The organism is Streptomyces sp. NPDC046122, assembly GCF_056429965.1.
The window spans coordinates 126,043-138,997 of sequence record NZ_JBWKLQ010000008.1 but is presented as its reverse complement, the minus strand read 5'-3'; the positions used below and the strand labels follow the sequence as shown (position 1 = coordinate 138,997).

13 protein-coding genes are annotated in these 12,955 nt (G+C 72.8%); 7 read left to right on the top strand and 6 right to left on the bottom strand.

All coding sequences use genetic code 11. The features are described from left to right. From AC07FK_RS22195 to AC07FK_RS22180, 4 genes are all read left to right on the top strand, one after another. On the top strand, positions 1 to 1,692 hold the full coding sequence (locus tag AC07FK_RS22195) for a glycosyltransferase (protein WP_479106659.1): 1,692 nt from the start codon (positions 1 to 3) through the stop codon (positions 1,690 to 1,692). Positions 1,693 to 1,852: 160 nt separating this feature from the next. Further along, complete coding sequence (locus AC07FK_RS22190) at positions 1,853 to 3,271, top strand: DUF2252 domain-containing protein (RefSeq protein WP_479106658.1); 1,419 nt, start codon at positions 1,853 to 1,855, stop codon at positions 3,269 to 3,271. Between the two features lie 247 nt (positions 3,272 to 3,518). Continuing rightward, the gene (locus AC07FK_RS22185) at positions 3,519 to 4,457 is read left to right on the top strand and encodes a J domain-containing protein (protein WP_479106657.1); all 939 of its coding nucleotides are present in this window, start codon (positions 3,519 to 3,521) and stop codon (positions 4,455 to 4,457) included. Positions 4,458 to 4,606: 149 nt separating this feature from the next. Further along, positions 4,607 to 4,951, top strand: coding sequence for a rhodanese-like domain-containing protein (locus tag AC07FK_RS22180; protein ID WP_479106656.1), 345 nt, complete (start codon positions 4,607 to 4,609; stop codon positions 4,949 to 4,951). 31 nt (positions 4,952 to 4,982) lie between these two features. Here AC07FK_RS22180 and AC07FK_RS22175 read toward each other — a convergent pair whose 3' ends face one another. The 6 genes from AC07FK_RS22175 to paaA all read right to left on the bottom strand — a co-directional run bounded on the left by AC07FK_RS22175 (position 4,983) and on the right by paaA (position 9,896). Further along, a complete protein-coding gene (locus tag AC07FK_RS22175; RefSeq protein ID WP_479106791.1) occupies positions 4,983 to 6,131 on the bottom strand; it encodes an acyl-CoA dehydrogenase family protein in 1,149 nt (382 codons plus the stop codon). 192 nt (positions 6,132 to 6,323) lie between these two features. Continuing rightward, a complete protein-coding gene (locus AC07FK_RS22170; protein WP_479106655.1) occupies positions 6,324 to 7,409 on the bottom strand; it encodes a 2Fe-2S iron-sulfur cluster-binding protein in 1,086 nt (361 codons plus the stop codon). Then, a complete protein-coding gene (paaD, locus tag AC07FK_RS22165) occupies positions 7,410 to 7,907 on the bottom strand; it encodes a 1,2-phenylacetyl-CoA epoxidase subunit PaaD (RefSeq protein WP_479106654.1) in 498 nt (165 codons plus the stop codon). Continuing rightward, positions 7,901 to 8,626: a 1,2-phenylacetyl-CoA epoxidase subunit PaaC gene (gene paaC / locus AC07FK_RS22160; RefSeq protein ID WP_479106653.1), complete on the bottom strand. Its 726-nt coding sequence runs from the start codon at positions 8,624 to 8,626 to the stop codon at positions 7,901 to 7,903. Before paaC ends, paaD begins: the two co-directional genes overlap by 7 nt. Next, positions 8,623 to 8,910 (bottom strand): 1,2-phenylacetyl-CoA epoxidase subunit PaaB, encoded by a 288-nt coding sequence (gene paaB / locus AC07FK_RS22155; RefSeq protein WP_069927900.1) that lies wholly within the window; start codon positions 8,908 to 8,910, stop codon positions 8,623 to 8,625. Before paaB ends, paaC begins: the two co-directional genes overlap by 4 nt. Then, complete coding sequence (gene paaA, locus AC07FK_RS22150; RefSeq protein ID WP_479106652.1) at positions 8,907 to 9,896, bottom strand: 1,2-phenylacetyl-CoA epoxidase subunit PaaA; 990 nt, start codon at positions 9,894 to 9,896, stop codon at positions 8,907 to 8,909. Before paaA ends, paaB begins: the two co-directional genes overlap by 4 nt. A gap of 149 nt (positions 9,897 to 10,045) precedes the next feature. On the opposite strand from paaA, the gene AC07FK_RS22145 reads away from it, so the two are divergent. Genes AC07FK_RS22145 through AC07FK_RS22135 form a run of 3 tightly spaced genes read left to right on the top strand, consistent with a single transcriptional unit; the run spans position 10,046 to position 12,938 of the window. After that, on the top strand, positions 10,046 to 10,807 hold the full coding sequence (locus tag AC07FK_RS22145) for a DUF5819 family protein (RefSeq protein WP_479106651.1): 762 nt from the start codon (positions 10,046 to 10,048) through the stop codon (positions 10,805 to 10,807). Continuing rightward, positions 10,804 to 12,135, top strand: coding sequence for an HTTM domain-containing protein (locus AC07FK_RS22140; protein WP_479106650.1), 1,332 nt, complete (start codon positions 10,804 to 10,806; stop codon positions 12,133 to 12,135). The genes AC07FK_RS22145 and AC07FK_RS22140 overlap by 4 nt, the downstream gene beginning before the upstream one ends. Positions 12,136 to 12,170: 35 nt before the next feature. Beyond that, positions 12,171 to 12,938 (top strand): TrmH family RNA methyltransferase, encoded by a 768-nt coding sequence (locus tag AC07FK_RS22135; protein ID WP_479106649.1) that lies wholly within the window; start codon positions 12,171 to 12,173, stop codon positions 12,936 to 12,938. Positions 12,939 to 12,955 lie beyond the last annotated feature (17 nt).

Here is a 12,955-nt window from a genome sequence, read left to right as displayed (position 1 = left end):
ATGGCCCGAATAAGGGCCGCGTGGGCCGTGGCCGTGGTCTTCACGGCGCTGGCCTGCGCGCAGCAGCTGTTGCTGGTGGCGGGGTTCGGGGGGTGGCTGCCGGGGTGGCAGCCGTGGCCGTACCTGCTGGTGGCCGCGCCGGCCTGGGTGGTCGCGCGGGGCGGCCCGGGCGGGCGGGGCGGGCGGGTGCCCGTTCGCGTGCTGCGGGGGGTGGATCTGCTGCGGCGGGTGCCTTCCCGGGCGTACCTGCTGGGGGTGCTGGCGGTGGCCGCCGGGGTGTGGGCGGCGCTGCAGGGATGCGAGCCGTACCTCGGTCATGAGGAAGCGGTGTACGCGAACAAGGCGCGCTCCTGGGCGGAGGGGACGCCGGACGCGGGCTGGGGCGTATACCGGCCGGTCGGCCTTCCGGCGCTGGGGGCGCTCGCCCTGTGGGTGTCCGGCGAGTGGGGCGGTCACGGAGGCTCCGTCACGGGGGCCGGGGCGGCTGCCGGGGTGGTGGCGCTGCGGGTCGTCGCGCTGTTTCTGGCGCTGGGGACGCTGACGGTGACGTACTGCGTCGCGGCCGCCTGGACCTCGCGGCGGCGTGCGGTGGTGGTCGTACTGGTGCTGCTGAGCGGGCTGGGGTTCCTGCGGCGGGTGCCGGAGTACCTGAACGACATCGGGGCGACCGGACTGCTGCTGCTCGTCGTCCTCCTGCTGGTGCGGGTGCAGGAGAAGGAGGGGTCGCGGGCGCTGTGGGGTGTGCCGGTCGTGGTGCTGGCCGCCTTCTACCTGCGGTACGGGGTGGTCGGAAACCTGCTCGCTGTCGGTCTCGCGGCGGTCCTGGCTTACGGCCCCCGCGCCTGGGCGGCTCAGGGGCGGCGGCTGGCGGGGGCGGCGGCGGTGCTGGTCATCGGGCTCGTACCGCATCTGGTGCACGCCGTACGGGAGACGGGGTCGCCGCTCGGGATGGTGCTGTCGGCTACCTCGCAGGCCAATCGCGCGTACGTGGGCGACGGGCTCGTCTACTACCTGGCGGTCTTTCCGTACCGGCTGGCCGGCGACCTGGGCGCGGTGGTGATGGCCGCCGGGCTGTGGGCGGCCGGGGCGGCGCTGCTGCGCGTCCGGGGGGCGCGTGCGCGGCCCGAGGACCGGCGGCGGGTGTTCCTGGGCACGGCGGCGGTGCTGGTCCTGGTGGTCCTCGGCCTGGCGACGGACGGGGAGCCGCGGTTCGTCTACCTCGCGGTCGTCCTGCTCACGGTGCTGGGTGTGCAGGCGGTGGCGGAGCTGGCGGGCCGGGCGTGGAGCGCGCCGGCGCTTGCCGCGGTGGCCGCGCTGGCCGGTCTGACGGTGCTGGGCACCGCGCAGGTCGTGGCGCACGGCGCGATGCCCGGGCCGACGCGGCTCGCCTGGTCCACGGTGCCGGTCGCCCGGGAGATCGGGGCGGCGGCGCAGGGGCGGCCGTGCCTGGTGGTCACGGGGTACGAGCCGGAGTTCGGCTGGTACTCCGGGTGCGACGCGGTGACGTACGCGCAGTACCGCAAGGCGCGGGTGCCCGACGGGACCGTGGTGAGCCTGGTCGTCTTCGAGCGCGGGCGGCTCCAGCCGGACGCGGCGGGGCTCGAGCGGCTGACCGCGGGGCGAGAGACCGACGTGCGCACGGTCCGGACGGACGGGTCGGTGGGGACGGCGACGGTGGTCACGCTGCGGTAGCGGCGGGCGGCGGAGGTGGTCCACAGGAGGTTGCCCAGGTTGTCCACAGGGGGAGACGGCTGTCGGGGGGCGGCGGTACGGTCGTGAGCAGTTGATGTTGGCGGCTGGTTGGCGGCTGATGCCGGCAGCGGTGCTGTGCGAGGCGGGGAGGCGGCGCACCATGACCGAGAACGAGACGGTGCGGTCCGGGCGGATTCCGGAGGTGCCCGGGTTCGCGCAGTGCGCGACGGGCGCGTCGGAGGAGTCGCCCAAGGACAGGGGCAAGGCCCTGCGGGCGCGGGTGCCCAGGGCCTCGCACGACTCGCTGGTCCTCGCCGTGGAGCGGCCCGACGCGGTGCGCGCGGTCGAGGAGTCGAGTCGCGGCCGGGTGCCCGGGCTGACCCCGCTGCGGGTCGGGCGCATGGCCGCCTCCCCGTTCGCCTTCCTGCGCGGCTCGGCCGGGCTCATGGCGCACGACCTGGTGGGTACGCCGGTCACCGGCGTCGGCGCGCAGATCTGCGGTGACGCCCATGCGGCGAACTTCGGTCTGTACGGCGACGCGCGCGGCCGCCTGGTCATCGATCTCAACGACTTCGACGAGACCGTCGTCGGGCCGTGGGAGTGGGACGTCAAGCGACTGGCGACGTCGCTGGTACTGGCGGGACGCCAGACGGGGGCCGACGAGGACATATGCCGGCAGGCGGCTTTCGACACGGTCGGGGCGTACCGGCGGACGATGCGACTGTTGGCCAGGATGCCGGTGCTGGACGCGTGGAACGCGATCGCCGACGAGGAACTCGTCTCGCACACGGACGCGCGGGACCTGCTCGGGACCCTGGAACGGGTGGCGGAGAAGGCCCGTAACAACACCAGTGCGCGCTTCGCCGCGAAGGCGACCGCCGAGGGGCCGGACGGGACGCGGCGCTTCGTGGACGCGCTGCCGGTGCTGCGGCGGGTGCCGGACGCGGAGGCGGCCGCGGTCGCCTCCGCGCTGGGCGGATACCTCAAGACGCTGCCCGAAGACCGGCTGCCGCTGCTGGCGCGGTACGCGATCCACGACGTGGCGTTCCGGGTCGTCGGCACCGGCAGCGTCGGTACGCGGTCGTACGTGGTGTTGCTGATCGACCACCGCGGTGAGCCGCTGGTGCTCCAGGTGAAGGAGGCACGCGCCTCGGCTCTGACGCCGTACCTGCCTCTTGCCGGCTTCCAGGTGCCGAGGGCCGGGCACGAGGGGCGCCGGGTGGTGCTCGGACAGAAGCGGATGCAGGTGGTCAGCGACAACATGCTCGGCTGGGCCGAGGTGGACGGGCGGCCGTACCAGGTGCGCCAGTTCCGCAACCGCAAGGGAAGCGTGGACGCGGCGGCGCTCGAACCCGCGCAGTTGGACGACTACGGGCGGATGACCGGGGCGCTCCTGGCACGGGCGCACGCGCACAGCGTGGATCCGCGGCTGGTCGCCGGCTACTGCGGGAAGAACGACGAGTTCGACGCGGCGGTGGCGCGCTTCGCGGTGGCGTACGCGGACCGTACGGAAGCGGATCACGGCGATCTGCTCGCTGCGATCAAGGACGGGCGAATAGCCGCCGAGCACGGGGTGTAGGCGGGGCGGTGGTCCCCGGCGGGGTCAGGGGCCGGGCTTCGCGGTGTGGGGTCCTGGGGCGTCCGCGGCCTTGTGGCGGCGGGGGCGTGGAGGTGGGCGGTGCGGTGCGGGCGGCGAACCCGGGTGGTGGCTCGGGCGGTGTGGCGCGGGCGGTGGCGTGACGAGGGCGCCCGGGCGTGAGCAGGGGGTGGGTGGGGGTGGGTGGGGTTGTGAGCGCGGAGGGCTCGCTCGCCCGTACGCTGGTCGGGTGACTCAGGAAGCTCCCGGGGAGCCGACGACCCGGAACGACGACGCGCAGGATCCGCACGCGGCCGGGCCTGAGGCCGCTGGCCCGCAGGCCGCCGGTGGTGATCAGGACCAGGAAGGGGCGCAGAGCCCGGACCTCGGCTCTGACCCCGGCCCGGACTCCGGTCAGGAGCGGCCGGAGGCGCGGTTGGAGCGGGCTGTGCGCGTCGCGGAGCAGGCGCTGATCGAGTTCGAGATCGCGGTGGAGACCTTCCGGGTCGAGGTGGAGAACTTCTCCCGGCTCCACCACCAGAAGCTCGGCCCGATGTACGCGCGCCTCGACGAGCTGGACGCCTGCATCGCGGAGGCCACGGCCGCCCGCACGGGCGATCCGGAGGACCGCCGCCGGGCCGAGGAGGCGCGGGCGATCGTCATGCCCATGCCGGGCGTCGACGAGCTGTTCCACGACTGGATGGACTCGGACGGTCTGTCGCCCGAGGCGTCGGCGATGCTCACCGAGCGGGCCGTGCAGCCGCCGAAGCGGGTCAGGCCCACCGAGCAGGCCCGCAAGCTGTACCGCGAACTGGCCCGTAAGGCGCACCCGGACCTCGCGCAGGACGAGACGGAGCGCGGGCGCAGGGACGAGTTCATCACGCGGGTGAACGCGGCGTACGGCCGTGGTGACGTGGATCAGTTGCGCGCGCTCTCGGAGGAGTGGGCGGCGGGTCCGGCGCCCAAGGAGCTGCTGCCCGGGCGCGACGAGCTGTACGCGCGGCTGGAGTGGCTCTCGCAGCGCAAGGAACTGCTCTCGCTGATCGCCCAGGAACTGGAGGACAGCGCCATCGGATCGATGCTGCGCATGGCTCCCGAGGATCCGGACCGGCTGCTGGAGGAGATCGCCGAGCAACTGCTCGCGCAGGTCTCCGAGCGCGAGGCGGAACTGGCCCGACTGGTGCAGTAGGTTGCCAAATAGGGCCGGGGCGCGAGGCTTGCGGACGAGCCCGCCGTGGCGAGCGCACCGCGGCAGCCGCACGGCGACCGGCGCGCCCGCCCACTTCGACGAGCACACTGAGTACGCACACCGCGTAGGTACGAGAGAAGGCATGACCCATGAATTTCGCCCCGCTCCCCTCAGTCGAGGCCGCCGCTGTGCCTGCCGACGGCTTCGTGCTGGACGTACGGGAGGACGACGAGTGGGCGGCCGGTCACGTCGAGGGCGCCCTGCACATCCCGATGAGCGACTTCGTGAGCCGCTTCGGTGAGCTCACCGAAGCGGCCGAGGACGGGCGGCGGGTCCATGTGATGTGCCGTGTCGGCGGCCGTTCCGCGCAGGTCACGCAGTACCTGGTGCAGCAGGGCGTGGACGCGGTGAACGTCGACGGCGGGATGCTCGCCTGGGACGGCGCCGGACGCCCCATGGTCACCGACAACGGCAGCCCGGCCTTCGTCCTCTGACTCTTCCCGGAATCTTCCGCCCCCTGCCGGTTCAGCCGAGGGGGTGGGCGGCCAGCAGGTCGCCCAGGGCCTCTTCGTGCGCGGCGGCCGGGCCGAGCGAGAGCTCGATCTGCTTGGCCCACGCGTGGTAGCGGTGCAGCGGGTAGTCGGTGTCCGCGCCGAAGCCGCCGTGCAGGTGCTGCGCGGTCTGCACGACGCGGCGTACGCCCTCGGACGCCCAGATCTTCGCCACGGCCACATCGCCCGTCACGGGCAGCGCTCCCGGCGAGCGCGTGGCCAGCCGCCAGGCGGCCTGCCAGAGGGTGACCTCCATCGCGCGCAGATCGATGTAGCGGTCCGCCGCCTGGACGGCGACGGCCTGGAAGGTGGCTACGGGGAAGCCGAACTGCTCGCGCTTTCCGGTGTATTCGCTCGTCATGGCCAGCACGCGTTCGCCGAGTCCCAGCGCCAGTGCGCAGGTGCCGGTGGTGAGGAGATCGCGCAGCCACTCCCAGGCGCCCTCGGCGTCGATCACCTCGTCGTCGCTGATCCGCACGGTGCCGAGGCGGACCTCGGCGAGACGTTCGCCGCTGGTGGAGACCTGGTCGGCGAGGGTGACGCCCGGATGGTCGCGGGGGACCAGCGCGACCACGGCGCGGCCCGTCCCCGTGCGGGCGTCCGAGTGCGTCGCGGGGACGGCGATACGGTCCGCGCCGTGCGCCCAGGGCACCCCCGTCTGCACCCCGTCGAGCAGCCAGGAATCGCCGTCCCGGCGCGCGGTGACGGCCAGTTCGGCCGGGTCGTGACCGGTGCGGCCGTTGGCGGCGGCCGTCAGCACCAGCTCGCCGCGACCGACGTGGGGGAGGAGCCGCGCGGCCGCCTCCGAACTCCCGTAGGCCTGCACGGTTATCGCAACCGCGCTGGTCTCCAGCAGCGGCACGCGCGCGAGCACCTTCGCGGACTCGCGCAGGACGAGGCAGAGCGCGATGGGGTCCAGGCCCGCGCCGCCGTGTTCGGCGGCCAGGACCAGGCTCAGCAGGTCCGACTGGGCGAGCCCGGCCCACAGCGGCCGGTCGAAGTCCTCGGCCACCGCGCCCGGGGTGAGCGCGGGGCTCGGCACCCGGTCGGGAGCGACGCCCGAGAAGACCGCCTTCGCCGCCTCGACGGCAGCCTGCTGCTCCTCGGTGAAGGTGAAGTCCACGTCCTTGCCCTCCCGGCCCCGGAAACCGCGTACTCGTCCGACGTCCGTCGACTGACGGAGCGTCAAGATAGAACACGTTCCTGAAAATGAACACAGGCGGGAGAGAGGACGCGGCTCACCGGCACCCGTGAGCGACAGCGGCCGGGGAGAGCGGGGGACGCCGGGGGCGGCGGAGGCGGCGGGGGTGGCGCGTCAGCGGTCGAAGTCCAGCTCCACTTCCGCCGTCGCGGCGTGCGACTGGCAGGCCAGTACGTATCCCGCTTCGGTCTCCTCCGGCTCCAGCGCGTAGTTGCGGTCCATCCGCACCTCACCGGAGACCAGGAAGGCCCGGCACGTGCCGCACACCCCGCCCTTGCAGGCGTACGGGGCGTCCGCGCGGCTGCGCAGCACCGTGTCCAGCAGCGATTCGCCGTCCAGCACCGGCCAGTTGCCCGACCGGCCGTCGAGCGTGGCGGTGAGGGTGCTGCTCGCGAGGGCCGTGACCGGAGTGCTGGTGGTGGTGCCGGTGCCGTCGTCGACGTGGAAGATCTCCTCGTGGATGCGCTTCCTCGCCACGCCGAGGCCGCGCAGTGCCCGCTCGGCTCCCTGGACGAGCCCGAACGGTCCGCACAGGAACCAGCCGTCCACATCCGCCACCGGAAGCAGCGCGGGCAGCAGCTGGGTCAGCCGGTCCTCGTCGAGCCGGCCGGACGGCAGCCCCGCCTGCTGCTCTTCCCGCGAGAGTGCGGTGACCAGCTGGAACCGGTCGGGGTAGCGGTCCTTGAGGTCGGCCACCTCCTCCAGGAACATCGTGGAGGCCGCCGTGCGGTCGCTGCGGACGAGACAGAACGTGGCGTCGGGCTCCCGCGCCAGCAGGGTGGCGGCCATGGACAGCACCGGCGTGATGCCGCTGCCGCCGACGACGGCCGCGAAGCGGCCCGGGCGCGGCTCCAGTACGAAGCGGCCTGTCGGCGCCATCGCCTCGACGGTGTCGCCGACGGCCAGCTCCTTGAGGGCGTACGTCGAGAAGTCACCGCCGTCTACCAGCCTGATGCCCACCCGCAGGACCGGATCCAGCGGTGCCGCGGTGGCCGGCGCGCAGATCGAGTACGTACGGCGGATCTCCCCGCCGCCCACGACGCGGCGCAGCGCGATGTGCTGGCCGGGCGTGTGCCGGAAGGTCTCGCGGAGCTCGGGCGGCACCGCGAGGGTGACGGCCACGGAGTCGTCGGTGAGCCGCTCGACCTCGTGGACCCGGAGCGGATGGAACCCGGTCCGTCCGGCGTCTGAGGACAGCATCTACAACTCCTTGAAGTGGTCGAACGGTTCGCGGCAGGAGACGCAGCGGCGCAGTGCCTTGCACGCGGTGGAGGAGAACCGGCTGAGCAGCTCGGTGTCCGTGGAGCCGCAGTGCGGGCAGCGCACCGACAGGGTGAGGGGCACGGGCCCGCCGCCGGCGGGCTGCGGCCGCGGCGGGGCGATGCCGAACTCCGCCAGCTTGCGGCGGCCCTCGGCGCTGATGTCGTCCGTCGACCACGCGGGGGACAGGACCGTGCGCACGGTGACCTCCGGTATGCCGGCGTCGTGCAGCACGCGCTCGATGTCCGAGGACATCGCCTCGATCGCCGGGCAGCCGGTGTACGTCGGAGTCAGCTCGACCTCGACCCGGCCGGGCCCGAAGACGTGGACGCCGCGCAGGACGCCCAGCTCCTCCAGGGTGAGCACCGGCAGCTCCGGGTCGGGGACCGCGCCCGCGACCCTGCGCAGCTCGGCCTCCAGGTGCGTCTCGGTCACCATGTCGCCCCCGGGTGGCTGCGGTGCAGGTGCTGCATCTCGGCGATCATCCGCCCGAACGGTTCTGTGTGCAGTCCCTGGCGGCCGGCTCCCGCCGCCCACGCGCCGCTCCGCGGCCCTTCGGGCACGGTGAGGGTCGCCCGCTCCAGGATCGCGCCGACCGACTCGAGCCAGCCGTCCTCCAGCTTTCGCCAGTCGACGTCGACGCCCTCGACGGGCTGGAACATCTCGCCGGTGAAGCGCCACAGCGTGTCGCAGCCCCGCTGCATCCGCTGGTGGCTCTCCGGCGTGCCGTCGCCGAGCCGGAGCGTCCAGTGCTCGGCGTGGTCCCGGTGGTAGGCGACCTCCTTGACGGCCTTCGCCGCCAGCGGCGCGAAATCGCCGTCCCCGGCCGCGAGCTGCCCGTACAGCAGTGCCTGGTAGGTGGAGAAGTAGAGCTGGCGGGCGATGGTCTGCGCGAAGTCGCCGTTCGGCTGCTCGACCAGCTGGAGGTTGCGGAAGGCCCGCTCCTCGCGGAGGAACGCCAGCTCGTCCTCGTCGCCGACCAGGGACAGCAGGACGCGCGCCTGCCCCAGCAGGTCCAGCGCGATGTTCGCGAGCGCCACCTCCTCTTCCAGCACGGGGGCGTGCCCCGCCCACTCCCCCAGCCGGTGCGACAGCACCAGCGCGTCGTCGCCCAGGGCGAGGGCAGCGGGCGCCGCGGTCACAGGTACGCGGTTCACAGGTGCCGCACTCCCTCGGGGATCTCGTAGAACGTGGGGTGCCGGTAGGGCTTGTCGGCGGCCGGCTCGAAGAACGGGTCCTTCTCGTCCGGCGAGGACGCCGTGATCGCCGCCGAGGGCACGACCCACAGCGAGACACCTTCTGACCTGCGGGTGTAGAGGTCGCGGGCGTTGCGCAGGGCCATCTCCGCGTCCGGCGCGTGCAGGCTGCCGGCGTGGGTGTGGGACAGTCCGCGGCGCGAGCGCACGAACACCTCCCAGAGCGGCCAGTCGGAGTTGGTCATGCTGCTGCCTTCCCGTGCTTGGCGGCGTACGCGCTCGCCGCCTCCCGGACCCAGGCGCCCTCTTCGTGCGCCGTGCGCCGCTGCGAGATCCGCTGCTCGTTGCAGGGACCGTTGCCCTTCAGTACGTCCCAGAACTCGTCCCAGTCGATCGCGCCGAAGTCGTAGTGCCCGCGCTCCCCGTTCCACCGCAGGTCCGGGTCGGGGAGGGTGAGCCCGAGCGCCTCGGCCTGCGGGACGGCGATGTCGACGAAGCGCTGGCGCAGCTCGTCGTTGGAGTGGCGCTTGATCTTCCAGGCCATGGACTGGGCGGAGTGGGCGGACTCGTCGTCCGGCGGGCCGAACATCATCAGCGACGGCCACCACCAGCGGTCCACGGCGTCCTGCGCCATGGCGTGCTGCTCGGGCGTCCCCTTGCTGAGGTGGAGCAGCAGCTCGTAGCCCTGCCGCTGGTGGAAGGACTCCTCCTTGCAGATCCGGACCATCGCGCGGGCGTACGGGCCGTAGGAGCAGCGGCACAGCGGCACCTGGTTGGTGATCGCGGCGCCGTCCACCAGCCAGCCGATGGCGCCGACGTCGGCCCAGGTCAGCGTGGGGTAGTTGAAGATCGACGAGTACTTCTGGCGGCCGGAGTGGAGCTTGTCGAGTAGTTCTTCGCGGCTGGTGCCGAGGGTCTCGGCGGCGCTGTAGAGGTACAGCCCGTGTCCCGCCTCGTCCTGCACCTTGGCCATCAGGATCGCCTTGCGGCGCAGCGAGGGCGCGCGGGTGATCCAGTTGGCCTCGGGCTGCATGCCGATGATTTCCGAGTGGGCGTGCTGGGCCATCTGGCGGACCAGCGAGGCCCGGTAGGCGTCCGGCATCCAGTCCCGGGGCTCGACGCGCTCGTCGGCCGCCACCGCGGCGTCGAACGCCGTTTCGAGCGCGGCCGTCCGCTCCGCCTCTCCGGCCTGCGCCTCAGCCGTCGTACGGTGCGCAGCTGCTGTAGCCATCCGAGCCCCCTGCCGTCCCTGCCGACTTCGTCTCCGCCGGCGTCCCGACCGACCGATCGTTCGGTCTGATGACTTCAATGGTGAGTCGGCGGCCCGTAGGGTGTCAACCCTGTGGATAACTGTGGGGGACCGACGGTGATCGGGGCGGGATGGATTCGTACGACGACAGGGGCGTGAGCGCCGGGCGGGACGACGGTTCCGTACCGAGCGCCACAGGCGCCCCGCAGGCCCCGCGCGCCGCCGCGATACCCGGTGGCGGCATAGCAACCCTCTCCCTGCCGTACCAGGCGGTGGCGGCCCTGGCGCTCGCCTTTGCCGGGGTGGTCGCCTGCGTGCATCTCGGGATGGTCTTCCTGCACGTCGCGCCGTCGAACACCCTGACGAAGCAGAACAGTGAGGCCATCGACGACTGGGTCTACCCGGAATTCGAGCAGAACTGGAAGCTTTTCGCTCCCAATCCGCTCCAGCAGAACATCGCCGTACAGGTGCGGGCGCAGGTCCGGACGGACGACGGGCAGTGGAAGACCACCGACTGGATCGACCTCTCGGCCCAGGACGGTGAGGCGATCCGCGGCAATCTGCTGCCGAGCCACACCGTGCAGAACGCACTGCGCCGCGCGTGGGACTTCTACACCGCCTCCCACGACAACGCGAACAAGCCGAACGGCATGCGCGGCGTCCTCTCCGAGCGCTACGTACGGCGCACGGTCATGCTGCGCCTCGCCCGGCAGGACCTGGGCGGCGAGGTCGTGCGGATTCAGGTCAGGTCCGAGACCACGTGGGTGAAGGCGCCGTCGTGGAGCGAGGAGAAGGCGAACGGCACGCCGGCCCATCGGGTGCTTCCGTGGTGGCCCGTGACCGAGGCGGATCTTCCGGAGGGCGCACGGCGCGCGTCGGAGGCGGCCCGGTGAGCACCCCCGACCGCACGCAGCCCGTCCCGGCGCAGGCCGACCCCACGTCGTCCCGCACACAGGCCGACCCCGCGTCGCCCCACCGCACGCCGCCCGACCCCGCGTCGTCCGACCGCACTCCGTCTGTACGCACGCCGTCGGCCCGTACCTTCGCCGCCGTCAGGTCCGGGCCCGCCCGGGCGCTCGCGGGCGCCGTTCAGCGCGTCACCTCGACCGCCCTCGGCCCGTACCAGAGCGCCGTCGTCCGCATCGGTTTCTCGCTGACGTGGCTCCTGTTCCTGCTCTGCGAGTTCCCGCACCGCCGTGAGCTGTACGGTCCGGACGGGCCGTGGGGCTGGGACATGGCCGAGCAGCTGATAGGCAACAACCACGCCTTCACCGCGTTGATGTGGTCGCAGAGCACGGTCTGGTTCGAGATCGTCTACGGGCTGGCGGTCGTGTCCGCGGCGCTGCTCATGGTGGGCTGGCGTACCCGGACGATGTCGGTCCTCTTCATGATCGGCGTGCTGTCGCTGCAGAACCGCAGCATCTTCATGGGCGACGGCGGCGACAACGTCATCCACCTCATGGCGATGTACCTCGTGCTGACCCGGTGCGGTCAGGTGTGGTCGCTGGACGCGCGCCGGGGCGCCGGCCGGCCCGACCGGGTCGGGCCCGTCCTGTGGGGCGCGCTGGCCGCCTGTCTCGTCGCGCTCACCTTCGCGGGCGAGCTGAGCGGGGGCTGGCTGCTGATCTTCTGGGGCCTGGTGACCGTGCACGCCCTGTGGTGGGCGGCGGGCCGTTACGCCCCCGGGAATCCCCGCGTACTGCTGGACGTCGTCACCAACGTCGTGCACAACGCCGGCCTCGTCGTGATCATGGCCGAGGTCTGCCTCGTCTACGCCACCGCGGGCTGGTACAAGGTCCAGGGCTCGCGCTGGCAGGACGGCACCGCCCTCTACTACCCGCTGCACCTGGACTACTTCTCGCCCTGGCCCGGGCTGTCGGGGCTGCTCGCCTCCAGCGGTGTGATCGTGATGCTCCTGACGTACGGGACGGTGGTCGTACAGGTCGCCTTCCCGTTCACGCTGTTCAACCGGCGGGTCAAGAACATCCTGCTCGCCGTCATGATCGCCGAGCATGCGGCGATCGCCGTGCTGCTCGGGCTGCCCTTCTTCTCACTCGCGATGATCGCCGCCGACGCGGTCTTCCTGCCGACCGGATTCCTGCGGCGCGTCGGCCGGTGGGCGGCCCGCGGGAAGGCTCGGGTGCTACGGCGCGGGGACGCGGCCGAGGGGCCGGTGGAACGGCGCCCGCAGGAGCAGCAGGTCCCTGCGCCGGTCGAGTGAGAGGCCGGGCCACGGGCTCGCCGTAGGCTGATGCCATGACTGAGGACGTGGCCGAGGCCGTGGTGCGGCAGTGGCGTGAGGCCGCTCCGGACGCTGTTCTGCTCGACGGCTTCCATGCCCTGAAGCACGCGATCCGCTTCGGCGCGGAGGTGCGGCTGACGCTCGCGAGCGACCGGCAGGCGGTACTGGCGCTCGCGCGGGAGCTGGCCGACGACCTGTCGGACGTGCTCGCGGAGTCAGTCGTCGAGGTTCCGGCGCACGCCCTGCGTGAGCTGGTCCCCAGGGTGCACACGACGGCGGTGGCGGCTCTGGCGGTCCGGCGCGACGCCGAAGCGAACGCGAAGACGCTTGAGCGGCTGCCCAGGCCGGCCCCGATCGTCGTGCTGGACAACCCCCGCAACCTCGGCAACGTCGGAGCGGTCGTCCGGCTGGCCGCCGGATTCGGCGCCACGGGTGTCGTCACGACCGGCGACATGGACCCCTGGCACCCCAACGTCGTACGCGCCGGCGCCGGGCTCCACTACGCCACGGCCGTCGAGCGCAGGGGCCTGGACGCGCTGCCACCGGGCCCGCTGTACGTACTGGACCCGGAGGGCGAGGACATCCGGTCCGTCGACGTGCCCGACGACGCCCTCGTCGCCTTCGGCTCGGAGCGCCACGGGATCTCACCGGAGCTGCGGAGCCGCGCGACCCGGCTGGTGTCCCTGCCCATGCGGCCGCAGGTGTCCAGTTACAACCTGGCGACCAGTGTGGCCATGACACTGTTCCACTGGGGCGGGCCGCCCGCCGCCACCGCCGCGTGAGCGGGGCGGCGACGGGC

Bases quoted from the DNA above. Each gene is read 5' to 3' on its own strand.
- AC07FK_RS22195 (WP_479106659.1), top strand. From the start codon at position 1: ATGGCCCGAATAAGGGCCGCGTGGGCCGTGGCCGTGGTCTTCACGGCG.
- AC07FK_RS22190 (WP_479106658.1), top strand. From the start codon at position 1,853: ATGACCGAGAACGAGACGGTGCGGTCCGGGCGGATTCCGGAGGTGCCC.
- AC07FK_RS22180 (WP_479106656.1), top strand. From the start codon at position 4,607: ATGAATTTCGCCCCGCTCCCCTCAGTCGAGGCCGCCGCTGTGCCTGCC.
- AC07FK_RS22170 (WP_479106655.1), bottom strand. From the start codon at position 7,409: ATGCTGTCCTCAGACGCCGGACGGACCGGGTTCCATCCGCTCCGGGTC.
- paaD (WP_479106654.1), bottom strand. From the start codon at position 7,907: ATGGTGACCGAGACGCACCTGGAGGCCGAGCTGCGCAGGGTCGCGGGC.
- paaB (WP_069927900.1), bottom strand. From the start codon at position 8,910: ATGACCAACTCCGACTGGCCGCTCTGGGAGGTGTTCGTGCGCTCGCGC.
- paaA (WP_479106652.1), bottom strand. From the start codon at position 9,896: ATGGCTACAGCAGCTGCGCACCGTACGACGGCTGAGGCGCAGGCCGGA.
- AC07FK_RS22145 (WP_479106651.1), top strand. From the start codon at position 10,046: ATGGATTCGTACGACGACAGGGGCGTGAGCGCCGGGCGGGACGACGGT.
- AC07FK_RS22135 (WP_479106649.1), top strand. From the start codon at position 12,171: ATGACTGAGGACGTGGCCGAGGCCGTGGTGCGGCAGTGGCGTGAGGCC.